This window comes from Kordiimonas lacus (assembly GCF_001550055.1).
GTDB lineage: Bacteria > Pseudomonadota > Alphaproteobacteria > Sphingomonadales > Kordiimonadaceae > Kordiimonas > Kordiimonas lacus.
The window spans coordinates 380,078-406,047 of sequence record NZ_LRUA01000003.1 but is presented as its reverse complement, the minus strand read 5'-3'; the positions used below and the strand labels follow the sequence as shown (position 1 = coordinate 406,047).

Genomic DNA, 25,970 nt, shown 5'->3' with positions numbered 1-25,970 from the left:
CGGAAGTCGCAGGGCCCTGGGTTAAGGCAATAATTTATTGCCGGATTATCAACGATTGTGCCGGCATAGCCTGACACGAGAAAAGGCGGACCGATCTGGCCCGCCTCTCCCAAACTTTTCAGCAATGATGCTGGGCCTTAGCCTTCTACAGAAACAAACGCGCGACCGCCTTTGCCTTTGGAGAATTTAACTTGGCCTTCGGTCAGTGCGAACAGGGTGTGATCTTTACCCATGCCTACGTTCTCGCCCGGGTACCATTTGGTGCCGCGCTGACGAACGAGGATGTTACCGGGGATCACGTTTTCACCACCGAATTTTTTTACGCCCAAACGGCGACCTTCAGAGTCACGACCGTTACGGGAACTACCACCAGCTTTTTTATGAGCCATTAGAGTACTCCTTTATCTTTAACGAGGCCGCTTACTCAGCCGCTGCTTCTTCAGTCTTCTTCGCTGCTGCTTTCTTTGCAGCGGCGCCTGCGATCTTCGTCACGCGCAGTACAGTGATCTCCTGACGGTGACCAACCTTACGGCGGTAGTTGTGACGGCGCTTCTTTTTGAAGACCGTGATTTTCTTGTCTTTCTTTTGCTCAAGTACCTCGGCGGTTACTTTGGCGCCTTTAACGAGTGGCTCGCCAACTTTGATGCCCTTGGCATCGCCAACCATCAGAACTTCGTCGAGGGTGATTGATTTGCCTGCTTCGCCATCAAGTTTCTCAACTTTGATAACGTCGCCTTCGGCTACGCGGTACTGTTTACCGCCGGTCTTTACGACTGCGAACATGTATGTTCCTTCTCTATCTTCGCGCCGCAGCAAACCGGATGGGCCTAACCCTTTGAAGCGCCTCATACTTTGGGCGGTTTCCGCTGGCTTTTTTCAAAAGCAAAAGCGGCGGAAGGAATCAGGCTCCTGCCGCCAACTCGCGCGCAATATACGGATGTGGGCCCCAGAGTCAATATTTTAGTGGCTATGGGGCAGGGTGCCACGGGGTATGGATGGTGCCGGGCGGCACAGGGCCGCACGGGGGAGCAGTACCGGGGCGGCACAGGGCCGCCCTGGCTCTGTTTGCAGGTTTGCTACTCGGCCGCTTGTGCCAAACCGCCCAGGCGGGCCTTGGCTGCGAAATACTCATCCGCCAGCCGGTCAACCATCTTGGCGGCCGGGACAATCTCCTTGACCGCGCCAATGCCCTGGCCGCAGCCCCAGATGTCTTTCCAGGCTTTCTTGTCCTGGTTACCGCCCGACCCGAAGCTCATCTTCGATGGGTCGCTTTCCGGCAGGTTCTTGGGGTCCAGCCCCGCAGCTTCAATCGACGGTGCCAGATAGTTGCCGTGCACGCCGGTGAACAGGTTCGAATAAACGATATCGTCGGCATTATAGTCGACAATCGCCTGCTTGTAGCGCTGGTCGGCGTTGGCTTCTTCGGTCGCGATGAAAGCCGAGCCGATATAGCCGAGGTCCGCGCCCATTGCTTCGGACGCCAGCACGGCACCGCCCGTGGCGATGGAGCCCGAAAGCGCCAGTGGGCCATCGAACCATTCGCGGATTTCCTGAATGAGCGCGAAAGGCGACAGCGTGCCCGCGTGGCCGCCCGCACCTGCCGCCACGGCGATCAGGCCGTCAGCGCCTTTTTCAATCGCCTTCTTGGCGAAGCGGTTGTTGATGATGTCATGCAGTACAATGCCGCCATAGCTGTGGATGGCGTCATTCACTTCGGTGCGCGCACCCAGGGACGTGATCACGATCGGCACCTTGTATTTCACGCACATTTCCACGTCATGCATCAGCCGGTCGTTTGACTTGTGCACAATCTGGTTCACGGCAAACGGCGCCGCCGGCTTGTCCGGGTTGGCTTTATTATAGGCGTCCAGCTCGCTGGTGATGCGCTGCAGCCATTCCTCGAGCACGTGAGCCGGCCGGGCATTCAGTGCGGGGAAGGAGCCCACGATGCCGGCCTTGCACTGGGCAATCACCAGGTCGGGATTCGAAATGATAAAGAGCGGAGACCCGATCACCGGGATACGGAGTTTTGATAACTGTGTCGGTAGCGCCATGAATTGTCGTCCTGCTTGCCGATTGAACTGAAGATTTTACGTGAGGGTAGGCCCATCAGCCCGCCCGTCAAATTCCATACGCCAGAAAATAGGATACTGGACCAATTAGTCCAGTAAATAATTCGCATGCGAACTTTATGGTGAAAGTCGGGGCTGAATTGCCTGCGGTTTCCTCGTGCAGAAAATCGCCCTGTTTTCCCCTTGATCGGGGGAGGGCGTTGGAGTAGGGTGCGCGCCGCTGTCGCCCCTTACGGAGCGGCCATGCCCCGATGCGGAGAGTTGCCAGAGCGGTCGAATGGGGCGGTCTCGAAAACCGTTGTGCGTGCAAGCGTACCGAGGGTTCGAATCCCTCACTCTCCGCCATATCTACCCTTTTTGGGGTGCTGATATACTAGATATAGCTTTCTCTTAGAGAAATTTTACCAAATATAGATTTGAGTTTAGGTTTGCTACGACGTTTGCTACGACGTTGCTACGAAAACTAGGCAATCCAAGCTTGTGAGCATTGCGAGCAGCGGCCTTCTGCTACGAGGCCAGCTAAGGCCGACAATCTTTGTAATGTTTTTGAACTGAAGTCGCCGTTTCCGAACCAAAGCGGACATTCCGACAAGCTATAAAAAGCACTGCTGTTTCACTTGGGACGCCCCGCAAACATTTTGCACATACACATCAAAGCGATAGCCTTGGCTGATGTTGTGAAAGGTCTCACTCCCCATGGAGTAGAAATCAGGGTGAGATACTATGTCGCCAAGTTCCGGTGTTTCACTGTCTATCAGTTCAAAGATGACGTATTCAGTGCCGGTCATTTCTGCTGCATACATACCGCGCTGCCTGTTTACCAGGACGATTCTCGCCTGCATCATAAATCTCCATTTTCAGCAGGATGCCAGATTGGGAGGTTATCTAGCCTAGAGGCGTCGATTGTAAGACAAGTCCATGGTGTTTTGTCCGCTTTAGTGGGTAAAGGCGACCTCCTGAATTTCCGTTATGAATGGCGAGAGGACGTGGGTTTGATCTTATGCTAAGTGAAGAACAAATCGCACTCCCGCAACCAACAACAAACCTCGGTCCATCGGACCCCTGGCGTTTTTATTTGGACGTATGGCGCTGATTTTAAGCTGCTCGTTCGGGAGGAAACATGTTGTGAAACAACATGTTGGAGACAACGGAGCAAGCGTTGCGGCGACGGTAAATCCGGCCAGTGTAACCAAACGTGACAGGCCCCGTCACCGCGTTATGAGAAAGCTAGCGGGGGCTGAGATTTCGCTTCACGGGGTAGCGAGAGAACTATTGAGGCTGCCAAGGTGGCTGTTCGCCAGCGCGAGAAGGTTGGACTGTCCGGCAAGTATGGAGCTGAAGCGTGGGTCGATGATATAGCGGTCGCCATCTTTCTTGATGATGATATTGGCGACTATCCGCAGCTCGTTGGTTGTGGTTGGTCCGCGCTTTCCCAGTTCCCATTTCGACACGGCGGCCTGGCGCACACCAATAGCCGCGCCAAAGGCGCCTTGGCTCATGCCAGCTGCGTTCCGTATCTGGGTGATAACGCTACCTGGAATGCCAACACGGTCAAGATACTCGCCGGTTCGGCCAGTTCGCGTGACAGGGTCGGGTTTTTCAATCTTGCTCTTGCCAGTCTTGTCGCGTTCGGCGCCTTCAGGCACATTCTTGATCCCGGTTTCGCCAGGCTGTGGCACTTTGCTTGGCGATGCCTTGCCGCCACCAGGGCCAAATTCGCTGGTGAATTTGAGAACAGGGCCTACGGGGGCGAGTTCAGGGGACAGATGCTGTGCTTCGGCTGTAATTTTGCCTTTCAGCTCATACGGCGGTTTTTCACTGCTACCTGACAGGACGTCGGTTGTCACCTTATAGCTCATCCAATAGCGATGCTTGTTGATCCGTTCGGTGAGTTCGCTTTCTATGTTGCTTTCGTGCAGCGAATTGACGCTATAGGTCAGCGGAAACAGGTTCCTGCCGTCTTTGCCTGGTCCTCCAAGGCCGCTATGCAGCAAATGCCCTTTTACGAAGATGTTTTTGTCGTCTGAAGCAGAGGGAGGGTTGAGTTTTCGCATGACCGGATCGATGTCTCCTGCGCCCGTGCGAGATCCCTTCGGATGGTCAGGCCCCAGAATGTCGGCTTCCATTTTGTGGCCAATGGACATGCCGAATTTGGTTTGAGGCGTGAACTTAACGGTCGTTCCGCCACCAAGCTTGCTTGCGCCATTGCCCAGGTCCGCCACATTGCCTTGAAGCTTGCCGTCGTCATCCCTGATCACGGCTTCCGGATTGATGGCGATCTTGATACCTGCGCCTTTCTGTCCCAATTTTTCATAGCCGATTTGTTTCAGTCCAAAACGCTTCTTCAGTTTAGGGAAATATTCAGCCACCTCGCTTGTTGAGTTGGTCTGCGCTTCAATCTTCTTGGTGATCTGGGTCGCTTGGTCCAATTCCGTTTTCTTCATCGCAGGCGAGCGCGGTTCCTTGGTTGGCGGCTGCGCGAGCACGGCCTCTATGCCTTTGCCGCCAATAGACTTGGGTGTTTTATTGTCTTCCTTGCCTTTGCCCTTGCCTTTGACCTTGGCGATCAGGTCTTTGGCCTTCTTGACGATCCAGTCGAGGATCTTGTCGACGCCTTTGTCGATCGGCTTCCTGATCTTCTCGATGATCTTCCTGATCTTATCGGATATGCCGCCGAGGCCCAATAGGCTCGCGAGGAAGCTGATCATCACGGGCACCGCCTTGCCGATCGTGGCTTCGACATATTTGGCGGCCTTGGCGAGCTGGCCATTGGCGATCTCGCCGATCGAGTTGAACACGCTCGTGGCAAACGCGACAATCTGGCTCCAGCGTTCGATGAAGAACATCACGACGCTATAGAGCACCTTGATGACCTTGATGAGCGCACCGGCGGGGTTGAGAAGCCCCAGCACCCATGTAACGCCTTCCATGATCACCTTCGAGATCACCCATTCCTTGATGCCGCTGATCACCGCGTCCTTGAGGCTCGCGAGCTTGTCCTTGAGCTTCTCCCAGAGCGCCACAGGGCCCTTTGTGACCAGGAGCTTGATGAACTCGATCGCCTTTTCGATCCGGCCGACCGTCTTCTCGCCCAGGCGTTTTACGAGCTTTTCCCTGATACGGTCGTATGTCAGGCCTAGGATCTGCATCACGAGGCTGAAGATGCCCTTGATGTCCCATTTGGCCGGAAGCGTGATCCCGGCGCCCCCCAGTGCGCCGGTGAGCCAGCCGATAAGCCCGCCCATCAAGTGCTTCCTGATATTCTTCAGGAACAGCTGCAGACCCTGTTTGACCGCGCCCGCCAGGTTTTTCACGAACTGGATTGGGTCGGAGAATATCTTGCCCAGTACGGCCTTGCCCTTGTTGAAAAGCGCCATGAATTTCTCAACCGGCGCCCCGACAAGCTTGAGCGCGCCCTTGAAAATCAGCTCCGCGATCTTTGTGCCGATGGCCTTACCGAAATTGATGATGCGCCTGACGGTCGGGCCGAAGACCTGTTTGATGATATTGAGGTTATAGCTGAAGCCGCGCACAAGGCTCATCTTGTCCCAGGCTTCGCTGAGCAAATTCTTGATGCCCTGCCAACTGAGGTTCAGCGTCTTGACCTCGGCTGCGAGCCAGTCAAAGGCCTCCTGCAGCGCGCCGGATTCCTTGAGTTTGTCAAATAGCACGGTGCCGCCCGGCACCATGCCAAGGATGCCGCCCACCAGGTTCATCGGCGTGCGTTCAACGCTTTCGCCCAGGATCGGGTTGTAGCCCACAAGCACCGTGATCAGGGTGTAGCCAGGCACCTGACGGGCATATTTGTTGATCTTGTCCGCGAGCCATCCGCCCTGGACCTGCCGGTTCGCCCGGCTGACACCTGCGGCCACTGGTGCGGTCTGCACGGCGGGCAGGGCCTGGGCTTCGTTGGGTGCAGCCTGAGCTTCCTCAGGAGCCGCTTGGGCTTCCTCAGGGGCTGCCTGTGCCTCTTCGGATGCGCCTTGAATCTCCGCTGGCGCGGCCTGCGCCTCAGCGGGGGCTGCCTGTGCTTCTTGTGGCGCTGACTGCACCTCATCCGTGGTTGCCTGCGCTTCTTCAGGTGCCGACTGAACTTCATCGCCAGCAGTTTTTGCTTCCTCGGGTGCAGTCTGTGCTTCTCGTGGTGCCGACTGTACTTCCGCCGCAGCCTGTGTCTCTTCAGGGGCAGCTTGAGTTTTCTCTGGCGCAGCCTGAACATCCTCAGCCGCAGCCTGGGGCTCCTCTGGTGCCGCCTGCGTTTCTTCGGACTTGCTCTTGGCTTCTTCTTCAGCGGCGGCGGCGCGCTCTTCCTGCGTGCGGATACCGCCTTTTTGCTGCACCACGTGCGTCAGCTCGTGCGCCAGCAGGAACCGGCCCTCGCGGCTGTCGGGGTTGAAGCGGCCGCTTGAGAAGAAGATATGGTAGCCGATCGCGAAGGCCTTGGCGCCGATCTGCTTGCACAACCGGTCGGCGTCGGCGCCCAGATGAATGCGGACTTTCGAGAAATCAGCCCCGAACCGGTCTTCCATGAAGGCTTTGGCCTTGGGCGGCAGGGGTACGCCGCCTGACTTGGCCGCTTCCACGGCGGCTTCAAAGTCTGGTGTGGCGGCGACGGCCTTGTCGTCATTGTCGGCCGCATCGCCTTCTTTCTCAGCGGCACCGGCAGCGTTTTCGTCGGGGCTTTTCTTGGCCTTCTTGCCATCGTCAAACACATGGCCGGCGGCGGCGAAGTCCTCGACGGCGAGCTCTCCTTCTCCGCCTTCTTCGCCTTTGGCCGCGACCGTTTCGTCGGCTTTGGCCTTGGGTTCTTCCATTGCCTGCGCTTCTTCGGGTGCGGATTGAGCTTCCTCAGGCGCGGCCTGGGCTTCCTCAGGCTCAGACTGGACTTCCTCAGGTGCCGTTTGGGCTTCTTCGGGTGCTTTCTGGGTTTCCTCAGGTGCCGCTTTGGTCTCTTCGGGGGCTGCCTGTGCTTCCTCCGCTGCTCGGTGGGCAATACGGGCGGCCTGGGCCTCATCAGCCTTGCCCTGGGCTTCCTCCGCAGCTTTCTGGGCTTCATCCGGAGCGGATTTGGCTTCTTCGGGTGCCTTCTGAGGTTCTTCGGGCGCTTTTTGGGCCTCGTCCGCCTTTTGGGCCTCTTCGGGCGCCATGCGCGGCTGGTCTTCCCATTCGGCCTGGCGCCATTTGCCGCGTTCAGGCACAGAAACCACCTTTTCCGCCGTGCGGTCGGCTTCGGCCTCAAGGGGATCGTTCTTGGCGCCAACTGTCAGCTTGGCCTGCAGCGCCATGCTGGCTTTCGAGACCTGTTCGGCCGCGGGCCCCGCACGCCGGGCCGTAGGCGCACGGAAGGCCGCGGCCCGGCTCACATGAGACGGTCTTGATATCCGGTGCAGCGATTTGGCGTGATGGCCTATAACTGCCTCCCTTCTTTCTCAAGCTCACGGTGGATACCCGCCTCGATTTCCGTGAGGCGGATGATACGGTCACCGCGTTCGGCGCTCTTGAGAGCAGCATAACGCGCCACATTCATGATCGCGCCGCCAGAAATTTCATGCAGCAAGGCCACATTCTCAAGCATGGCCTGGTCCTCGAGTTTCACTCGTTCGCTGAAGGCATTCATCCAGATACGGTAGCGGTTCGAGGCGTCGGGCATCGGGAAGTGGATGATGGTATGGAAGCGCCGGGTGAAGGCATTGTCGATATTGCTTTTCTGGTTGGTCGCCAGGATCGCGACACCGTCGTAATCCTCCACCCTTTGTAGCAAATAGGCCGTCTCCTGGTTGGCGTAGCGGTCGTGCGCGTCCTTGGTTTCTGTGCGCTTGCCAAAGAGTGCGTCGGCTTCGTCGAAAAACAGGATCCAGCGGTGATGCATGGCATAGTCGAACACGCGTGCCAGGTTCTTCTCGGTCTCGCCGATATATTTGGAGGTCACCATGGAAAGATCGATGCGGTAGACATCATAGCCGCTTTCCCGCCCCAGCAGCGCGGCGGTCATGCTTTTGCCGGTGCCGGGCGGGCCATAGAACAGGCTGCGGTAACCGGGCTTGACGCGCCTCGACATGCCCAGGTCATGCATCACTGTGTCACCGTGCTGTAGCCAGCTGCGAATTTCCCAGATTTGCTCAAGCGAATGGCCTTCCAGCACCAGATCGTCCCAGCTTTGCGATGTGTCGATCTTCTGGGCTGGGAAATCAGGCCCGAAGGACGGCGCGGAAATAACGCCGGTGGTCAGATAGTCGATGAAGGTCCGGGACAGGGTAATCTGGCCAGAGAGCAGTGGCTCGTTTCCAGTAACACCCTGAAGAGAAAGAATATTGTGCTGGGAAAAGAAGTGTGTGCCGTCAAAGACGGCCTGCAGGGCAAAGCGTACCTCAAGGTCCGTGCCGGCGATCAGGAAAAGGATCGTCTCGCCGGTGGGCAGGAAGCCGCTGTGGAAGCGCCCCTGCAGGCCACCAAATTCGGTGAACCCGCGGTCGAGCATCTGGTTTTTCATCAGGAAACAGTCGAACAGGTTGGGCCTGATATGCGGCACGAGGGCTGTGATCAGCACCAGGCGTTCGACCGGTGTCATCTGATAGTGGCGAATGACGCTGCCATAGGGCGACGGGTCTTCCGTGACGTCCGGCGGGTCCGGAAGCGGCAGGGCGCCTGAAGGCATGTCATCGGTCATGCTGGCAAGCCGGGCATTCAGGGTGCGTTGGAGCCAGTCGAGCTCGGCTTCGAGCGCAATGGCGTTGAGTGTTGTGTTTTCCGTCACCATTCCACCTCCAGCATTTTGGGCATCCAGGACAGCATCAGCGTGCGGTAGGGCCAGGGCAGGCCGTCGAGCAGGATGTCATACGGCCCAGGCTCTACCCTTAGGCGCCAGGCTTTCTCCTGTTCACTCAGTAGTCCATCACGCATCAGGAAGGTGCGCCTGAGGCCTTGCGTGCTGGTGCCCGACATTTGCTTCCAGTGGCCAAGCATGGCCTGCAGGAGCCCCTCCGCCTGTTCTTTTTCATGGTCCCTAAGGCTGATGCCGAGCGGCAGCACAGTGCCGAAAGGCAAGCCGCACATGACCATCGGGAGTGGTAGCTCATATTGCGGAGTCTCACACTCGCCGCTCGCCAGATACTGCACAAGGTGCACGGCGCGCGCCGCCAGTTCGGGCGACCGCCAGCCATCGTCCCCGAGCATCTCCAGCCGCGCGAAGAAGGTGGGCAGGAAAGGCCCCATCAGCACGGCCCCGGCGTTCCTGACGGGCAGCGCCGCGCCTTCCATTGCATCTGGCCGTTTCCAAGCCAGTGGCTCGCCGGCCTGTTGCCTGGAAAGATGGTCTTCATCGTCGCCGGGCGGCAGGTGGGCAGGGGGCTGGTCCGGGGTGCGCTCCTGCCCTCGGGGCAGTGCCCGTGGGGTGGTCGGGTGGCTGTCTTGCGGTGCTGTCCCGTGGGCCCCCGTCTGCTGGCCGGGGGCATCTGGGCGCGCCTCATGTGGCACAGGTTCGTCGCCGCGCACCGACAAGCCTCCTGGGCCCTGTGCATCGCTCGGCGGCGTTTCAACTGGCTCGTGATTGTCGCGCTGTGCCTGCTCGGCATCTGCCGGGCCTACTTGAGGCGCCTTGGTGGCGGTGTGTGTGTCCTTCGCTACGCCATTCTCTCCCATCTCTGCCGCGCTCATGCCCTCAGGTGGCTTGCCAGTTGAGGTGTGGGATACGGGGGCGCCCTCATCGATGGTCCGGGCTTCCGGGATGGAGGCTTCATCTTGAGGCCGATGTGTCTCTGGCGCCTCATGCCTTTCATCAGTGGGGCCGTTCGCCCCAATCCTGGAGGTGTATGGGGCCTTTGCTGTTATGGGTTCATCTAGGGGCCATCTTGTTGCGTCGGCTTCATCGGGGCCCGGCAGCATGTCAGATGACGCCGGAATGACAGCACCAGTCGCGTCACCGGCATGCGTCTCGTGCGGTTGCGACTGGGCGCGTGGCTGAACGCCTCTCCGCCTGAGAAGGGCTGTCAACTGCGTGGCTTCGGCACTGGACATCGTCGCCACTGCTTCGTCAAGCTCGGCCGCAAAAGTGCGCGGCAAGGCGGCCACAAGGCTCGTTGCGGCTTCCTCGCCCAATTGGGCCAGGCAGCGGCCGATGACCGGAAGCGCGACATCCGCGCGGCCAAGCCAGGACTGGATCAGCCCCGGCGAATGCCTGGCCGTATCGCTAACGGCCTTCGCAAGCGCCTGCAGGCTGTCTGCAACAGTGCCCGCTGTCGGCTGATACCATGGGGGCAGGGCGCCGGTCTCCAGGAACAGGGCGGCGGCGTCAAAAGTGCTCAGCCGTGTGATGCCACTGCCGGGCTCCATGGAACGCGGCAGAGCTGCAGCGTCCGATGGGGCGTTGTCAATGATCGCCTGCAGGCGTGTGGTGACTGCCTCCTGATACTGGCCCAGCACCTCGTCGATCACCATGTCGGGCTCGATGGCGCCCAGATCCACTTCAAGCCGCTCGATCACCAAGATCTCGTCCTGGGGGCAGATATCATCGAAGAGCCGGGCATCGACCGCATCAAACCGATCAGCCAAGTCAAGGGCGTCATGTTCCAGCAGATGGTCTGCGTCTGCACCCATGGGCAGGGTAAAATCCAGCACCCGACGTTCGATGATATGTTGCCATTCTGTCATCAGGTCACCGCGATTGCCCGCATACGTTTGAGATGCCGGGTCGCTTCATCGTTCGGGCTGCGTTCGATGATCGCATCCAGCTTGCGGACGAAATCATCGCTATATTTCACGCCCGCGCGCTTGCCAGCTTCCATGGTCTCAAGCGTTTTCCTGAAGGCTTCCTTGGCCTCTGGCGTGATGGTTTCGCGCCTGCCGAAGAAGCCCGCCACGGCGAGAGACGGATTTTCGATGGCAATAGGCAGGCCATCGAAGCGTTCTGCAGGTGGTGCATCCCGATCCGCGTCGGCAATTTTCTTGACGCTGTCGAGCACCTTGGTGGCTTCCTCGCCCATTTTCTTGTCGAGCGACCCTTCGCGGAAACGTCGCAGGCCGTCCCGGCTGCTGAGGCTGTTGCCCAGAAGTTCTGAGAAATTATTGAAACTGTCGAGCTCGCGGGCAGTAACCGCGATATGCTCGCGCAGGTCAAAATTGACACCTGGGCGCGGGGGCCGCGGTCCGGGCACTACGATCGGCCGTGTTGGCCGGTCGCGAATGACATCGCCGATATCCACAATCACGGTCGGATCAATGATGATCATCTGTTTGGTGATATGATGCTGACAGGATTTGGACCCTTTCGGCTGCACAAACAGATGAACCGTATAGGTTCCGGCTTTCCGGTAGGCGTGGGTCGGGGTCGGCCTGGTGCTATCAGGCCGCGAGGCGAAGATGAGATCGCCCAGTCTTGTGTCGGTTTCGCCGAAATACCAGCGATATTCCAGGTCGCCATCGTCCGGCTCGAAGCCATAGCTGAACTTGACCTTGCGGAAATCGTTCGGATCCACGACGCTTGATATCACGTTGCTCAGGCGGAAGACCGTCACGCTGAAGGTCTGTGTCTTGTCCTGGCCGGTATCGTCTGTGATCGTGTAGGCAAACTCGACCTTGCCGGGTCTTATGTCCGGTGATGCCGGCACAAAGACCCGCTTCAGTTTCAAGTCGCGCACTTCTGCGTCCGTCAGGTTCCGGCCTGTCAGTTCGCGGTTCAGCCGACCAGACGCAAGGTCCAGATACCCGATGCCCTTGCCGCGCAGGTTGCGCGCTGTCCCGGTGAACTTAAACTCGTAGAAGATCTTGTCGTCGATGCAGAAGACGCTTTCAGGAAGCGTGACATCGCCGCCGGTGGGTTCAGGGTCCGGTATCGGGTCAGGCGTTGGTGTGGGGTCTTCATGCTCGCAGCATTCGACAATATGCACGGTCACCCGCGCGTGCGAGACCAGGCGTTCGCCTGTGGGCAGGAAGGAAATCAGCTGATAGTGGAACTCGTCCAGCCGCTGGCCGTCCTTGCCGAACGGCTTATAGAGGAAGGCTGATTTTTCATCCAGGAACTCAACGCGTCCGAACTCGGGCTCCTTGGTGATGCTGACCCTGAAATGTGGTGTCGGCAGCAGGTCGTTGCGGATCACCTCGATCATCACCAGGTGTTCCTTGTTGGTGACCGCGAAATCGTCGTGGGCGATCATCAGCGGTGTGGTGACGCTGACCCAGAAGGGATAGCGCACAACGCCGCGCCCCTTGGTGCCGACAACAAAATCGACCATCTTGCCGATCGCCTCCGGCGCGGGCGCAAGCGCCAGATACTGGCCGTCATCTGCTTCGGCGATATAAAGCGCGCTGCCGCTGTCGTCCACCAGGACCGGCAGGTTGGCGTCAGACAGGCGCTCCGCCGTCTCCATGAAGCGCCTGAAGTCCGCGAAGTCCTCGCGGTTGCGCTTCTTCTCGCGGCTTACGTAAATCTCGGCATCGGGGCCCACCAGGCTCTCGAGGCTACCAAGGCGAACCTCTTTCTGCCACACAAGCTGGTGGTAGAAGGGGTAAATCTCCGGCTGTAGGATCTCAGTGCTGCGCGGTGGGCAGTCACAGCAACAAACATAGGGCAGGTAGAAATCTCCGACAATCTTGCCGTCCGCGATCAACAGGATGAGCGTCCCGCCCCAGGTGACCCCGGCGATATGCTCGAGCCCCCGGTGCTTGCGGTAGAAGTTTGCAAAAGCGCGCGGGTCATCAACCTGATGCTGCCTGCGGTGGGCCTCGAATATCTCATGGGTGGCCAAAACGGGGTTCGGATCGAGCCCGCCGAACAGGCGTTCGAGATATTTGGTCAGCTCACACAGCGCCAGCGTGACCATCACATGATAGGGCGAGCCCTGCCGCGTGCCCGGCTGCACGATGCCGCGGCTCCTAAGCGGCGCGTCGAGCACCGAACGGATGAAGTTGATGAGCGCGTCACGGTAGGCGGCGGCCTCATCCAGCATCAGCATATACTGCTGCAGGAACAGAGGCTGGTTGAAGCGGGTGACATGGTCGGGCAGCGCCTGCGCGAGCTCGTTCATCCTGTCGATCAGCGCCTTCGCCGACGGAACCTGTTTCGACAGATAGAGAATCCAGGGGTCGGTGCCGGGCAGGGTTTTGGTCAGGAACAGCTGCACACTCTTGAGCTGATAGACAAAGCCCGCGCGCGCCTGACCATACTGGTTCTGGTCGTCCGCCAGGTCAAACAGGCTGCCGGCGGGGAATCCACCATCCAGATAGACCTCTTCGACCGCGAAAGCGAGCTCGAAGCGTTCGCGCAGGTTCTTGACAGCCGTGATCGCCGCATCTGCCGTGTGCCCCAGAATGCCTTCGACGCGGATCATCTGCTGGTCGTCGATATTCTGCAGGAACGGGTTCGGGCCCGGGTCGCCATGATGGCTGGCCGCATCGCTTGCATTCACATGCCGCGCGCGCGCCGGGTTCCACAAGTCCTTGAGCTTCCGCCCGTCCTGGCCCGCCATGTGGTAATAATAGGGGATCAGGTTGTGGCTTGACGGGATGCGTTTCTGGGGCCGCACTTGAATGTCGCCAATGGGCACCCTGTTCGGCTGATAGAGGTCCAGCATGGTATGGATTTTTTCGAACCCGCGCCTGAGGCGCCAGATGGCTTCCTCTTCGCCCGAGACCGCCACGGTGGGAAGGAAATAGTGCCGCGCCGCCTTATAGGGGGCCAGCGGCTCCTCCATCACCATTTCCGAGACCAGAAGGTGGCGCGGAAAGGCCGTCTTGTCGGCGCAGGGCCTGGAGACAAGCGGCAGGCCGTCATTCAGCAGATCATTATAGGCGCTCACAAGGTCGCGCAGGAAATCATAGTAAACCTGGACCTGCTCACGCGGCGTTGCATTCCTTTTGCTCGTGAGGCGGTTGACAAATTGCTGACGGGTGGGCCAGGTCATACCCTCTTGCAGATAGGGCTGGAAATGGCGGAAGGCAGCGGTAAGAGCGTTCGCGAGGCCCGTAATCATATCATCGAACACTGGAGCATAAAGCGCCGCGAGATTGCCGCCAGTGTAGCTGGTGATACGTTTCATGCGGAGCGGCGAAATAGTGGCAAGTGCGCGGCCATTGTCGAACGTCTGCGGCACGATATCGGCCTTGCGCATGGCGATGCGTCGAACATTCACCAGCATCCGCTGGCCGCGGTCTGTGCAGTCCTCCTGGAAGCAGGATTTGATGTCTTCCTGATCGGCCTCTACATAAACAAGAAGGACATAATCCCTAGCCGTGATGTCGGTGAATTTGGCTCGGGCCGATTGTTTCTCAGCGTCCGACAGGGTCGAGACTTCGTCGTCGGTTCTGAGCTCGAACATATTCTCTATCTGCTTGCGGTTCTGCCCAGTGCCGGTCCAGAAGGGCTCGTACCCCTTCCTGATGGTGCCGTTGTCATCGTCCAGCGTCTGCTCGAACGGGTCTTCATAATCGAAAGCATATTCGAGCACGCAGTCATCAAGCACCGCGAGGAAGCCGAGCGACGTGATCCCCGCCCCGCACGACAGGCGGATGCGGTTCAGTTTGGTGCCGGTCAGCTCGAAGCTTGCCTCAGCGCCGCCGAGCCAGCCACTGCCGATGGCTTCGCGCCGGGTGGCGCGGTCGCTGGTATCCAGGTAGCTCAGGAGTTCATTCAGGTGATTGCTGCTAAGTACCTGATTAGCCTCAAAAATTGGATATTGGAGTTTATTCAGCTCTATATGGGTCATTGGGCTACTCCTCAGTCGCCATCGGAGACGGGATCGGTGCCGTCATTGGTTTTTTCGGTGAAGGTGCCGATTGCGGTATGGTCGAGAACCACAGGGTTCAGCGTGTCGTCCGGGTCTTCGCAGTCATGCAGCGTCGCCACGGGGTATATGCTCGTCAGGTCCCTGAGGACCGCCAGAAGCGCATTCTGTTTGCTCGTGAGCACATCAAGGTCCGGCGCGACGCCGACTTTGGCGGCCGTCCAGGCCTTCATGGCGGCCTCGACATCGCGCATCTGGTTATGGTCGATCCAGCAGATCTTGAGCGAGATATGGGCCGGGGCCTCAAGGCGGAGCGTGGTTTCCACAAGGCGCCGCATGTCGCGGTTGCGGAAGCGCTGCGCGAGCGCAGGCACCACCACGGTCGCGCGATAGCTGTATGGGTCCGCGATCTCGGCCGGGAGCGTGCATTCATAGCCGCTGCTGGTTCCCAGAAGGTCGGCATTCTTGGTGAGTGGCCTCAAAAGGATATGCTCGATCACATGCATGCCCTCAAGGAAATAGGTGGCGTCGATGAAGGCGAGGATGGTCTCAAGCGCCGCCCGCGCCGCGTCTTCGCTTGCGAACACCTCTGTGCAGGCCGCGAGCTGCTCACCCTCGCTGTTGAGGAAATAAAGGATGTGCGTGCCGTCTTCTTTAGGCGGGAAATAGGCATAGACATCTTCGGTGATGATGCGGATCAGGTCATAGTAGGTGCGCTGGGCTGCCGCTTTCGTCGGGTTGCGGACTGGGTCTTTCTCGCTTTTGATCACCAGCGGTGGGGCCGCACCCTCGGTTGGAACCGTCAGTTCGAACAACCAAGCCGCACCGTCCTTGGTAAATACCACCTCGTCACCCGAGCCGGGCGCCAGCGCCCGGTCACCGCGTGGTGGGATGCCCACAAGCCGCGCGGTCCGGTAGGCGAGGCCAGAGATATTGTCGGGCTTCCAGTGACGGGCCGGGTCGAAATAGTCGAAGCCGAGGCTGCGGCCGCTTGAGATGGCGGGATATTCCTTGAGGTACGTGCGCTTGTCCTCGATCAGGTCCTTGTCCGCGCGGCGGCGCCCTTCAAGGGTGTACAGAAGGAGCGCATAGTCCGTGAACTGTTCTGCAAAGCGCGCCAGCAGGTGATCCAGGAGCCTGTTTTGTCTTTTCAGGTAGCGTGCTTCCGTGTCACTGATGGCGATCAGGTTATCGCGGTACCCGGTGTTCGGGTCGTTCGCCACATAGGCGGTCCAGGCCAGCGCTACGGCCTCCGTGTCTGAAAGATCAAGGCTCGCGCCGTCATTTTCCATGAAGTCGCGGATCAGCGTCGCGATGTTCGGCGCGTGATAGACAGGGCCAACGAAGAAGGAGGCCTCGCTGTCGCCATTGATGCTGAGGATGTTCTTCACCTGGCTAAGCTGCGCCAGATAGTTGGCCATCATCTGGTCGAAGAACATCAGATAGGCCTTCAGCTGCAAAGCCTGTGCCTTGCGCTCGTCGCTTTCCGACGCGGCGAGCCCTTCATGGCCGATGCCAAAATTCAGCGGAAAGTGGCTCTGGATTGAGGTATAGCCATCGAGCGCCCGGTAGGTACCCTCAGGGGGCTCAATGTCATAGACATCCGCGGCCAGGCGGTTGCGTTCCCGTTTCGCAAGCGCCTCTTCATACAGAAGGTCTGCCTCTGCCCGGTCTATGGCGCAGGGCACATAGCCCTTGTAGAAATTAATCTTGGAGCGGTCGAGCGACAGGCGCGGCACATGGCGTTCGTCATTGATCAGCTCCAGCGACCAGCGCTGGCTGTGCTTGCGCACCGCGCCGTCTATATAGCTGGACATCATCAGATCGCGCACTGCCACGATGCCGTCGATGTCCATCAGGATATTGATGATGTCAGAGCTGTTGATCTCATCCGGCCAGGCGTCCCTCATCAGGCCTTGGGGGTCGATAAAGCCATGGTCGAGCGCCGGACCCTCGAATATCTCTGTGGGGTCGATGCCGTCATCCAGCAGGTGCTCAAGCGTCCGGAACTGGATGTCGGGTGATAGGAACTGCTCCACCTCGAAACGGATGGCGCTATAGACCGTCTCCGTGTCGGCGGCGGGGTCCAGTTCAATGTCGATGCAGAGGCCAATCTGCTCCACCTTCATGCCGAAGATATTCGCATAGTCCTCGCACACGGCCCGGTTGGCCTGGAGGCGCGCGATGGTGGCCTCGACGATCTCGAAGCGGCGGATCAGCTTGCGCTGGTGCCGCTGCATCAGGGCCTTCAGCCAGGTTTCGCGCTTGGCCCGTATCGTCTTGGCGAGTGCTTCCCGCACCGCCTTGGCCCCGAGATTCAGCTTGCCCGTGTGGGTGAAATGGAGGCACAGCCCTGCGATGATGGTGTCTGCGCCTTTGGTGAACTCAAGCATCAACGGCACCATCACGTCTTTCTCGAGCCACGCGAAGGCGGGCCGTACGGTCGTGACCTTGAAACTGTCGCTGGTGCGGAACAGGGCGTCCATATGGGCGGGCGACCAATCGGCCTGATAGATGATATATTTCTGCTGGTGGACCTTGTTGTCTGGCTGCAGCTTATAAAGCGCCGGGTTGGCCTGGTTGAGTTCACGGGGGTCGAAAAGGCCACCGAAGCCGATCACCAGATCAAGCGGGTAATCGGTCGCAGCCGCACCGCTGCCGATCGTTAGCGTCAGAGCCGCATGGAGGAAATTGTCGTTCAGGTCTTCCTTGATCTCCACCTGGCGACTGAGCTCGAGGAATATACTGTTCAGGCCGCGCATCAGGATATCCTGGTCCTGGCCGGTGTTGCGGCCCCCCAGTACAGGCGGCACATAGCCGAGCCGGTCGCCCTCGCGGTCGAGGAACAGCGGGATTTCCTGGTGTTTCGCCGGTTTGATCCAGGCATTCTTGACGCCGTCCGTATCGATCATCAGCTTCCGGTAGTCGAGGCTCGTGACTGGCGCACAGGTGAGGATCTCGCGCGCAGTGAAGAATTGCGGTGGCGGCGCCGCCGCTCCTTCGGCGTCGGGTGCATCGGCAAGCAGGTCCTTGACCTCATAGTTGGTGCGGAATCCCAGGTCGCTGACGGCGAAGCACAGTAGGTCGAGCATCGCGATGCCAGGGTCGTGGATATTGTGGTCTGTCCATATCTTGCCCGCGAGGCGCCGGATGTGGCCAAGCGCGATATCCTTGAGCGACCAGGCATTCTCAAGCGCCTCTACGGGTTCGCCGCGCGGGATCGTGGTCTCCCGCGCTTCCTGCCACTTGTCGGTTTTGTCGACAATGGTCATAAGGATACTCCTTTGCGCAGGATTTTATGGCGTTCCTTGGCGGCTGCGACGAGCACGGACCGCGCGCTCAATGCCTCGGCCTCGATCACCGGTTTGGGCTGGCCGCCTTCCGCCGTGTGGGTCATGACGAAATTGTGGACGGAATCCACATAAGGCCGCTCGTCGATGAAATCGACAATGGCGGAGGCGTGAATCTTGTTGCCGAACACGATGTCCCGGCCCTCGCTGAAGGCCCAGGGCGAGAGGAAGCGCACGATGTCTTCCGCCAGTTGGTCGCTCGCCAGGTCGAAATCGGCCACCTGGTCGTTATAGACCACGTTAAAGTGGGTGGTGATCTCCTCGAATGCGGGCGTCAACACTTCGATCCGGCTGGCGATATTGTGCGGCGAGCGCTTACCGAGGAGCGCTTTGATCGCGCGCCGTGTGGCCTGGCTGGCATAGGGCTTCAACCGATCGAACCCATTCTTGTTGCGGACATTGGGCACCACCACCACGGCCACGTTGCCGGGAGCGATTTCGCGTTCGTGCGTGGCGTGGCTGATGCACTTCACCTTGTAGATGTCAGGGAAATGCTCAAGCACCAGGCGTTCATAGTCCCAGATGGTGACAGCGCGTTCCTTGTGCCTGAGCCGCTCGCTGACACGGATATAGAAATCATCGTCCTGTTCTGCCATCTGGCCGCCGAAGGACGCGTATGGCTGTGCGACGGATGAAATGCGGGCGTCCTTGTTGACCATCTTTGCAATGGTCTCCTTGGGCAGGGCGGCAGAGAGGTGACTGGCCGCGTTATTCTGGTCTTCGAATTTGACTTTGGCGGCCTGGGCATGAAGGCTGACCATGTCGCACACTCCGGCCGGGTCGCGGTCCACGCTGGCGCGCAGCCACATCATGCCAGATGGCAGCAGCGTGTGGCTCGTGGTGGCGTCCGCGCCGATCTTGAAAGTGATGATGCCAGCCTTGAGTAAGCCGTCTGTGTTGTCTTCAAAGGTGACGTCTTTTTCCAAGTCCACCCATGTGTCGCCCGCGAGATAGGCCCAATTCACCGTCGGCAGCACATTCAGGGTGGGGTCTTCCGTGCCTTCGACCACTTGCATGAGGAGCGACAGCGCGAAGGAAGACTGCACCGCCGGAATATCCTTGAAGCCGATATAAAGTGTGCCCGCCTGCTTGGTGGCGCCATTCCCGGTCGTGGAGGCCGGCAGGGCACCGGAATCATAGTCCGGCAGCAGGGTGACCTTGCTGCCTGTCACAGGGCTGTGGCCGAACGGATGCAGGTGGAACAGCTGGCCGACGTCTGCTGCGGTCGCGAGCTTTGTTAGGTCCCAGTCGTCGCTCGCCGTATAGCCAAGTTTGACGGTTTTCGCGAGGGGTACAAAGGGCGCGTTCGGCAGCGTGACTGTGGGGGTTGGGTCCGCATCATCGTTGCCCTGGCCGTCATTGTTGCCGCTTGAGGGCTGCAGGGACGCAGTCGCCAGTTGGAGCGCGGCCGTGGTATAAACCTGCAAGTATTTCTCATGCAGCAGCGTGTGGTCCAGCGTGACGCGCACATAGCCGCGATTGAGGCTGTTGCCGAAGCTGGTGAATGTTTCAAGGTCCGGCGTGCGCGACCAGCCGCTGACCGGGTCGATCTTCAATTCGAAGCTGGTGCTTGAGGCCGTGGTCTCGCCGCCTGCTGTTTCCTTGTCGGCTTCTTCGTCGGTTTCCTTGGTCTCCACATTGACGACAAACAGCGTGTTGGTCTTGGGTGTCTGATCTTTCCAGCCGCCACTTGAGGTCTTGTCGAGGAAGGCGACACTGCAGGTAACGCCCGCGTTGGTGATGGTCTCGCCGTATCCGGCATAATGAGTGGCGAAATTCGGCAGGTCGTCCCATTCGATGGTCAGCGTCAAGCTCGAGAGCTGTTTCTGCAGCATTTCCCAGCTGCCGATCAACAGGCGGCTGCCAAGGCGCGGTGTGCTGCCGAAGGCTGCGAACGGCTTGTTCGACGGCACGGGGCCCTGGTCATTTTCCACCAGGAAATTCTGCATGCCTGAGACCGACACCTGGAGTGACAGGGATTGGAGCGGTGTGGCGGCCAGAAGCGCGAACTGCTCGGCCACTTTGCCGCCGTCTGCCACCAGCTTCATGAGCGGCCATTCGGTATCAAAAAGCGCATCTTCGGTGCCCAAAGCAAAGGCCGCGATTGCCGGCTCGTCTGCCGGGATCGTGAAGGTCAGTGACAGCAGCTGTTGCTTGTCTTCCGCGTCCCCCAGCTCGACCGTCGGTTTCGGGGCGTCCAGCCACCCTTCAGCGGTGCTGACGGCGGCGCTGAACAGGTTATTGAGCGTGTCGAGGTCCGGCAGCGTGATATCTAGCGGCAGGCCGACCGTCAGTGCGATCGTTCGCGTGCCCTCACCAAGCCTGAGGAGCGGGGAGGCGATGACAAGCCCCAGCGTGGGTGACGGACGGCTGTTGTCCTGCCCGAAGGTCAGCCACTGGACCTTGTCCGCATCCTCGAACGCCTCGCCCTGGCCATCGTTCGAGGCGGCCTCCAGGGACGTGTGCAGGCTGGTGCCGCTTGCACCGCCTTCGATATAAAGCGCGCGGATTTCCTCAACGCTCGCGCGGTTCAGGCTGCAGCTTTTGCTGAGCTTGTAGACGAGGTCCTTGCCATCCGCGTCCTTGCCCGCCTTGAAGCGCGTGTCGGCCCCAAGGGCGAAGCTACCGGTCTGGTTACCCGCAAGGGTGAAGACAAGATGCGCTTCATCCGGCACGCTTGGTTGGCGTGCAAGGCACAGAACCTCCTCATAATAATATTTCAGATGCTTTTCCGTGAGGGAATTCAAGGATTTCTGGGCAAGTCCGAAGATTTTTAGGAAAGCGATATAGAGCGCCATATGCGGCTGGTGCTTGGGCCAGCGGAGGCTGTCTTCAAGAAGCGTCGGGGCTTCGTTCACCGTACGCACCAGCACCCGGTGCATGGTGTCGAAAAGCGCCGATATGCGCCCGACCGCATGGCTGAGCATCTCTTTGAAATCATCGCCCTGGAAGATACCGACACCGGATACAAGGCCCTGGTTGCCGAAGCCCCATACGCTTGAGGCGTCGCTAAGTGCGCTGAAATCAAGGCCGAGAATGCTTTTGGTGCCGTCAGTGAAGGCAAGATCAAGCCCGGCGGCAGCGTCATAGGCAATCAGCCGGTGCATGGCGGGCGCAAGGTCCGCCCGAATTGTGGTTTTGAGGCTATGATAGACGGCAAGCTCGGGCGATGCAGCCTGGAACCAGCCGTCAAATAGCGCGGCGAGGTCAATCAGCTTGCCGCACAGGGCGCGGAAGCTATCGAACTGGTCCTGCTCGGTGCCCTCAAACGCCAGAACCGTTTCCTCCTGCGCGCGGAATTCCCCCAGGAAGGCGCGGTGGTCATAGAGGCTGATGAGCGCGATCAGGGTGGAGGGGTCATCTTCAATGAACGAGACCCAGTCGCCTGATATCCTGTTGTTACTGTTATAGAAAACCAGTTCTTTGCCATACTTTGTGGCCCAGGCGAGCAAGTCCGCGAGGCTGCGGTCGTCCAGTTCCACTTTCTTCGGATCGAGCATCAGCGGGGCCCGTCCGGCCTGGCTGGTGCCGTCGCGCAGAAGCGGATGCCGGGGTGTGCAGCAGGGGTCTTTCATCAGCTACTGGCTCCCAGTTGCGGGCTTGCGGCCTCGGACGGCAGATAGAAGGGGAACACAAAGTTGAAGCGGCTGTTCACCGTGGGGATCAGGTAATCGAGTTCGATATCGATCCGGCCTTCGTTCGGCACGGCATAAAGCTGGATGTCCTTCAGCTTGATCCTGGGCTCGAAATAGAGGATCGCGTCGCGGATCACCTCCCTCATATAGGTCTTGAGCGTGGTGTCGATGGGCTCGAACAGAAACCGCGTCAGGTCGCAGCCGTAAAGGGGCTCCAGAAGCCGTTCGCCCACCCGGGTGGTAAGGAGAATATGCAGGCTCTGGCGGATATCGGTTTCCTTTTCTACCATCTCGGCCCCGCCCCGTCCGCGGTCAAAGGTGGGCGGGAAGGCCCAGCCGCGTCCGAAAAAGGTGTTGTTGTCCATGCTCATGCGCTAGCCCCCGATCATCACAGTTGGTTCCCCCACGGCGGCCATGGCGCCGCAGATGCACACATCGGTGGTCCGAAGCGCCGGCATGCCGCCGATCAGCACCGTGGCGCTGCCCATCGGGAAGGGGCTGACGGTGGGCGGATGGACGATGGGCGGGATCGGGCAGACATGCATGTCCATGGCGACAGACGCTGGCATGCCGCCGATCAGCACCGTCGGTTGGCCGGGGCCGATAAGCGTGCCGCCATGAACGCTGACATCTCCCACCCGTGCGGCTGGAGGCATAAGTCTCTCCTTCAGTTGATCATCACCGTGGCACCCTTGACCGTGGTCACGGCACCCGATGTCAGTTCACTTCCCGCGCCGCCGTCCGCCTTGAATTGGGCGCTTGCTTTGGCCTCGATGTTGATGGCTTCCATCTTGATGTCGCCCTGCGCCTTCAGGGTGATGTCCTTGGGGCTTTCAAGCGTGATGCCGCTACTGTCCAGCGTGATGGTGTTGCCGTCAGGATCCTTGCAGACGATGGTGCCGGCTTCGTCGTCCATCTCGATGATGCGGCCGCTATCGAGCGACAGGTGGCAGGCGGGCTTGCCGTCATCGAAATACAGCTGTGTCTTGGCCCGGCTCTGGTAGCCCTTCTGGTTATTGTCCGCGGCGGGCGCAATGGGTGGCGCGTTCTTCGAGGAATGCAGCATCCCCAGCATCACGGCCTGGCGCGGGTCGCCATAGAGGAACCCTACGATCACCTCGTCGTCGATTTCAGGGCGGTAGACCGTGCCGCGCTCGGGCCCCGCGTCGAGTGTGCAGATGCGGGTCCAGATGCCGTCCTCGCTTTCATTGATCGTGGGCAAGCGCACACGGATGCGGTTGTCGCCTTCGGGGTCGCCGTCGATCGATGTGACCACGCCGATATGGAGGCCCTCAACTGAAGGCAGCATGCCGCCCGCCAGCGGCGCCTCTGCCTTGACCTTCCGGTTGAACCATTTGGGGTCCACACCCAGCTGATAGTGGCTGATCCAGTTGCCCTGGGTGATGTCATGCCGGATGGCGGAGACATAGGCATTGCCGCCGAAGCGTTCGCCCACATCCTGCAGTTCGACCACATCGCCCACGCCCACGCCCGCGAAGCCCTGGCTGGTCATGCGGCCACGGATCTTGGCCAGGCGGCTCCTGGCCATCAGGCTGTCGCCCCAGCTTTGCAGTTCACCCTCCGTGATCTTGCCTGTGTGGTGCAGGTGATAGTCCTTGGGGGCCACCACGGCCGCGAGGTCGGATGCGCTCACATTGCCCTGTTCGGGATAGCCGGGGTCGGCGCCTTCCACCTTCACCAGCTTCTGGCTGGACTGGTCCCAGCCCGCTGTACTGGTGGCCTGATACTGCTGCTCGGCGTCCAGCTCTGCCTCGAAGTCTAGGATCGTTGAACCATAGACAAACGCCTGTTTGGCCGCCTGGCTTGGGTCTGGCTTCTTGATCGTCACGGTGCCGCCTGCGACGAACACCAGCATACCCGCCATCTCGGCGCGCATCAGGAGGAAGTCCCAGTCGGTTGACAGGTACTGGACGATGCTCTCATGGGTTTCGGATGTGGCCGCTACATCCGCTGTCAGGCCGTGTTTCTTGATCAGCTCCTCAAGGACATCGCTGTCCTTGCTGTCATAGAAATACTGGCTGTTGTGGCCGATGGTCATCTTGACCGCAAGGTCCTTGCACACAACGGTCAGGAAGGATGAACCTTCCGATTTGCTTTTGAGGCCGTGGCGTATCACCAGCCCCTTGAAGAGCGTCTCTTCCTGGCTGTGATAGCCGCACTGGATTTCGATCTCGGCGCCCGGCGCGAACGTGTCCTTGTTGCTGGCCGCGAATGTCTGCTTCGATACATCGCCGTCTGCGAAAACCAGCTTGGCGGTGGGGATGCGGTTCACCTCATGCGTGATGGTGATGGAAATCAGGTGCAGTGTCAGGTCGATCTCTTCGCCGTTCGACAGGATCGTCACGGTCGACAGATCGACCGCCGCCGGTTGCGGCAGGATATGGCCGTCAGCATTCATGCCGTGCCTCCCGCGCTTGTCGTGGTTTTGGAGATGGGCGGGAACAGAAGCGTCTGGCCGGGCTCCAGGGTGCGGAAATCATTGAGCGCATTCACCCGCGCCACGGCCATATAATAGCGCGGATCGCCATAATATTTGTGCGCGAGGATGGGCAGTGTCTCACCCGCCGTCACCGTGTGATAGCGCGTCAGGTCGGGTGATTTGTCAGACTCTTCCGCCACGCGCTTCTCGTCATCGATGGTGCCATAGAAGGAGGCGGAAATGGTGGCGCGGAGCGGGTTGCCGTCCGGCTTGAACAGGGTGTATTTGACATCGGCGCCCTTGAAGACGCAGTTGAACAGCAGCGTGCCCCACGCCACGCGTAGGTAACGCGGGCGGTGGATTTCGCCGTCATATTCATACACCACCGACAGGAAGTGCCGGACCTTGTCAATCACGTCTTTCTTGCCGGGTTCCGAACCGTCGACCATCAGGTCTTCGGAGGCGCCGGTGCCGTCGATCATGAAAGTAAGGGCCAGGTCAATCGGCTTGGTACGCTTGAATTTCTGGGGCAGGGCGGATGTGCCCTTGCCTTGGTCTTCTTCATATTCGACCGCATATTTGACCGAATAATTGTCCGGGTTGAACATGGTCGTGAAGGTTGCAACCGGCGAGCCCGAGAATTTCTCGTCGGTGAAGGATTCGATGAAAAGCTTTTTCAGTTCACCGCTCATCTAGCGTTCTTCCCTCTCGTTCAGCATTGCAAGAACCTGATCCGTGCATTCGCTGATCAGTCTTTCCCGTTTGACGGCGGGCTTTTCCGCGCCTTCTTCGGGTTTCTTCTCTTCCTGGGCCAGGGTGGCCCGGATCACCAATTCTCGGACAACAAGGGGCATATCAAAGTCTCGTAAATCGTTGATAAGCGAGCTCGATGGTCTCGACCGCGATCGCATTCGCCTGCGCATTCAGGTTCGAGAAGGACCATTTGGTGGGCCACACCTTGACGAAGTTCCACACGGCCACCTCCGCCTGAGTCTCGTCGAGAAGCGAGATGGTGAGCCCCACGGGCTCAATCTCGAGGTCCTCGATCGCCGACTTGAACCAGTCGATCAGGCCGCTGTCGGTCAGGACCGCGCGCTTCAGCACAAGGGCCGGGAACTTGGCCTTGCCGGGCAGGCGGTGGGCGAAGCGGTTCTCACCGCCTTCCTGCACCTGCTCGACAGACACTTCGCTTGTGAGCCCGGATATTTCCTGGAAGCGGATATCCTGGTCTCCGGCCCCGTCCAGTTCGAACTTGGCGCTGAAGCTGAAGGCAGTCAGAGGATAGGCGTCAGCCATAAGTCAGCTCCTAGCCAAGCTCGATGGTCAGTCCCTCGTGCGCCAGCACCATTGTCTCGATCGCGACCTCATTGCCGCTGGCTTTCAGGCCTGGTCCCTCGACCTTCATGGCCCAGGCATTTTTCGCGTTCCAGACCATCACAGCTTCCTGCTTTTCATTCAGCAAGCTGATGACGACGTCAGTGCGCGGCACATTCCTGAGATCGGCGGTGCCTTTCCACATCTCGAAGAAGCCATTGTCATCAACCATGATGCCTTTCTTCAGCGTGATGTCGGAATATTTCCTCAGGCCCGGCATCTTGATGGTGGAGAATTCCTTCATCATGCCGTCGCGATATTCCAGAAGCTGGGCCTCGACGGTCAACCCCGAGGCCTCAGAGAAGCCAAGAGTGCTGCCGTTCAAGAGGACAGAAAACTGGAAGACGGGAAGTGGATAATCAGCCATTGTATTTTACCTTTCCAAG

Annotated in this window: 17 protein-coding genes and 1 tRNA gene; 1 reads left to right on the top strand and 17 read right to left on the bottom strand. The window is 59.4% G+C overall.

The window, feature by feature from the left end:
- Positions 1-137: 137 nt before the first annotated feature.
- The 3 genes from rpmA to KORLAC_RS05205 all read right to left on the bottom strand — a co-directional run bounded on the left by rpmA (position 138) and on the right by KORLAC_RS05205 (position 2,054).
- Positions 138-389: a 50S ribosomal protein L27 gene (gene rpmA / locus KORLAC_RS05215; protein WP_068146943.1), complete on the bottom strand. Its 252-nt coding sequence runs from the start codon at positions 387-389 to the stop codon at positions 138-140.
- Between the two features lie 31 nt (positions 390-420).
- On the bottom strand, positions 421-783 hold the full coding sequence (rplU, locus tag KORLAC_RS05210; RefSeq protein ID WP_068146946.1) for a 50S ribosomal protein L21: 363 nt from the start codon (positions 781-783) through the stop codon (positions 421-423).
- A 293-nt stretch (positions 784-1,076) separates the two neighbouring features.
- Positions 1,077-2,054, bottom strand: coding sequence for an NAD(P)H-dependent flavin oxidoreductase (locus KORLAC_RS05205; protein WP_068304031.1), 978 nt, complete (start codon positions 2,052-2,054; stop codon positions 1,077-1,079).
- A gap of 273 nt (positions 2,055-2,327) precedes the next feature.
- Here KORLAC_RS05205 and KORLAC_RS05200 point away from each other — a divergent pair.
- A tRNA-Ser gene (locus tag KORLAC_RS05200) sits at positions 2,328-2,417 on the top strand.
- 248 nt (positions 2,418-2,665) lie between these two features.
- Here the strand turns inward: KORLAC_RS05200 and KORLAC_RS05195 are convergent.
- From KORLAC_RS05195 to KORLAC_RS05135, 14 genes are all read right to left on the bottom strand, one after another.
- Positions 2,666-2,914: a hypothetical protein gene (locus KORLAC_RS05195; protein WP_068304028.1), complete on the bottom strand. Its 249-nt coding sequence runs from the start codon at positions 2,912-2,914 to the stop codon at positions 2,666-2,668.
- A gap of 408 nt (positions 2,915-3,322) precedes the next feature.
- A complete protein-coding gene (locus KORLAC_RS05190; RefSeq protein ID WP_068304027.1) occupies positions 3,323-7,435 on the bottom strand; it encodes an eCIS core domain-containing protein in 4,113 nt (1,370 codons plus the stop codon).
- Positions 7,436-7,479: 44 nt separating this feature from the next.
- Positions 7,480-8,829, bottom strand: a complete 1,350-nt coding sequence (locus tag KORLAC_RS05185) for an ATP-binding protein (protein WP_068304025.1) — start codon at positions 8,827-8,829, stop codon at positions 7,480-7,482.
- The gene (locus tag KORLAC_RS05180; protein WP_068304023.1) at positions 8,823-10,718 is read right to left on the bottom strand and encodes a contractile injection system tape measure protein; all 1,896 of its coding nucleotides are present in this window, start codon (positions 10,716-10,718) and stop codon (positions 8,823-8,825) included. The genes KORLAC_RS05185 and KORLAC_RS05180 overlap by 7 nt, the downstream gene beginning before the upstream one ends.
- A complete protein-coding gene (locus KORLAC_RS05175) occupies positions 10,718-14,767 on the bottom strand; it encodes a PKD domain-containing protein (RefSeq protein WP_068304020.1) in 4,050 nt (1,349 codons plus the stop codon). Before KORLAC_RS05175 ends, KORLAC_RS05180 begins: the two co-directional genes overlap by 1 nt.
- A gap of 11 nt (positions 14,768-14,778) precedes the next feature.
- The gene (locus KORLAC_RS05170) at positions 14,779-18,057 is read right to left on the bottom strand and encodes a hypothetical protein (RefSeq protein WP_068304018.1); all 3,279 of its coding nucleotides are present in this window, start codon (positions 18,055-18,057) and stop codon (positions 14,779-14,781) included.
- Complete coding sequence (locus KORLAC_RS05165; protein WP_068304017.1) at positions 18,054-21,710, bottom strand: baseplate J/gp47 family protein; 3,657 nt, start codon at positions 21,708-21,710, stop codon at positions 18,054-18,056. Before KORLAC_RS05165 ends, KORLAC_RS05170 begins: the two co-directional genes overlap by 4 nt.
- Positions 21,710-22,141 carry a GPW/gp25 family protein gene (locus KORLAC_RS05160; RefSeq protein ID WP_068304015.1) on the bottom strand — a complete coding sequence of 144 codons (432 nt, stop codon included), beginning with the start codon at positions 22,139-22,141 and terminating at the stop codon, positions 21,710-21,712. The genes KORLAC_RS05165 and KORLAC_RS05160 overlap by 1 nt, the downstream gene beginning before the upstream one ends.
- 3 nt (positions 22,142-22,144) lie before the next feature.
- Positions 22,145-22,426, bottom strand: a complete 282-nt coding sequence (locus tag KORLAC_RS05155; RefSeq protein WP_068304011.1) for a PAAR domain-containing protein — start codon at positions 22,424-22,426, stop codon at positions 22,145-22,147.
- Positions 22,427-22,437: 11 nt separating this feature from the next.
- A complete protein-coding gene (gene vgrG / locus KORLAC_RS05150; protein WP_068304009.1) occupies positions 22,438-24,189 on the bottom strand; it encodes a type VI secretion system tip protein VgrG in 1,752 nt (583 codons plus the stop codon).
- Complete coding sequence (locus tag KORLAC_RS05145) at positions 24,186-24,902, bottom strand: CIS tube protein (protein WP_068304007.1); 717 nt, start codon at positions 24,900-24,902, stop codon at positions 24,186-24,188. The genes vgrG and KORLAC_RS05145 overlap by 4 nt, the downstream gene beginning before the upstream one ends.
- Positions 24,903-25,064 (bottom strand): DUF5908 family protein, encoded by a 162-nt coding sequence (locus tag KORLAC_RS18865; protein ID WP_160328598.1) that lies wholly within the window; start codon positions 25,062-25,064, stop codon positions 24,903-24,905.
- Position 25,065: 1 nt separating this feature from the next.
- A complete protein-coding gene (locus KORLAC_RS05140) occupies positions 25,066-25,506 on the bottom strand; it encodes a phage tail protein (protein ID WP_068304004.1) in 441 nt (146 codons plus the stop codon).
- A gap of 10 nt (positions 25,507-25,516) precedes the next feature.
- Positions 25,517-25,951 carry a phage tail protein gene (locus KORLAC_RS05135; RefSeq protein ID WP_068304003.1) on the bottom strand — a complete coding sequence of 145 codons (435 nt, stop codon included), beginning with the start codon at positions 25,949-25,951 and terminating at the stop codon, positions 25,517-25,519.
- Positions 25,952-25,970 lie beyond the last annotated feature (19 nt).

Excerpts from the sequence above, each read along its gene's own strand:
- rpmA (WP_068146943.1), bottom strand. The coding sequence starts at position 389 with ATGGCTCATAAAAAAGCTGGTGGTAGTTCCCGTAACGGTCGTGACTCT.
- rplU (WP_068146946.1), bottom strand. The coding sequence starts at position 783 with ATGTTCGCAGTCGTAAAGACCGGCGGTAAACAGTACCGCGTAGCCGAA.
- KORLAC_RS05205 (WP_068304031.1), bottom strand. The coding sequence starts at position 2,054 with ATGGCGCTACCGACACAGTTATCAAAACTCCGTATCCCGGTGATCGGG.
- KORLAC_RS05195 (WP_068304028.1), bottom strand. The coding sequence starts at position 2,914 with ATGCAGGCGAGAATCGTCCTGGTAAACAGGCAGCGCGGTATGTATGCA.
- KORLAC_RS05185 (WP_068304025.1), bottom strand. The coding sequence starts at position 8,829 with ATGGTGACGGAAAACACAACACTCAACGCCATTGCGCTCGAAGCCGAG.
- KORLAC_RS05180 (WP_068304023.1), bottom strand. The coding sequence starts at position 10,718 with ATGACAGAATGGCAACATATCATCGAACGTCGGGTGCTGGATTTTACC.
- KORLAC_RS05175 (WP_068304020.1), bottom strand. The coding sequence starts at position 14,767 with ATGACCCATATAGAGCTGAATAAACTCCAATATCCAATTTTTGAGGCT.
- KORLAC_RS05170 (WP_068304018.1), bottom strand. The coding sequence starts at position 18,057 with ATGACCATTGTCGACAAAACCGACAAGTGGCAGGAAGCGCGGGAGACC.
- KORLAC_RS05165 (WP_068304017.1), bottom strand. The coding sequence starts at position 21,710 with ATGAAAGACCCCTGCTGCACACCCCGGCATCCGCTTCTGCGCGACGGC.
- KORLAC_RS05160 (WP_068304015.1), bottom strand. The coding sequence starts at position 22,141 with ATGAGCATGGACAACAACACCTTTTTCGGACGCGGCTGGGCCTTCCCG.
- KORLAC_RS05155 (WP_068304011.1), bottom strand. The coding sequence starts at position 22,426 with ATGCCTCCAGCCGCACGGGTGGGAGATGTCAGCGTTCATGGCGGCACG.
- vgrG (WP_068304009.1), bottom strand. The coding sequence starts at position 24,189 with ATGAATGCTGACGGCCATATCCTGCCGCAACCGGCGGCGGTCGATCTG.
- KORLAC_RS05145 (WP_068304007.1), bottom strand. The coding sequence starts at position 24,902 with ATGAGCGGTGAACTGAAAAAGCTTTTCATCGAATCCTTCACCGACGAG.
- KORLAC_RS18865 (WP_160328598.1), bottom strand. The coding sequence starts at position 25,064 with ATGCCCCTTGTTGTCCGAGAATTGGTGATCCGGGCCACCCTGGCCCAG.
- KORLAC_RS05140 (WP_068304004.1), bottom strand. The coding sequence starts at position 25,506 with ATGGCTGACGCCTATCCTCTGACTGCCTTCAGCTTCAGCGCCAAGTTC.
- KORLAC_RS05135 (WP_068304003.1), bottom strand. The coding sequence starts at position 25,951 with ATGGCTGATTATCCACTTCCCGTCTTCCAGTTTTCTGTCCTCTTGAAC.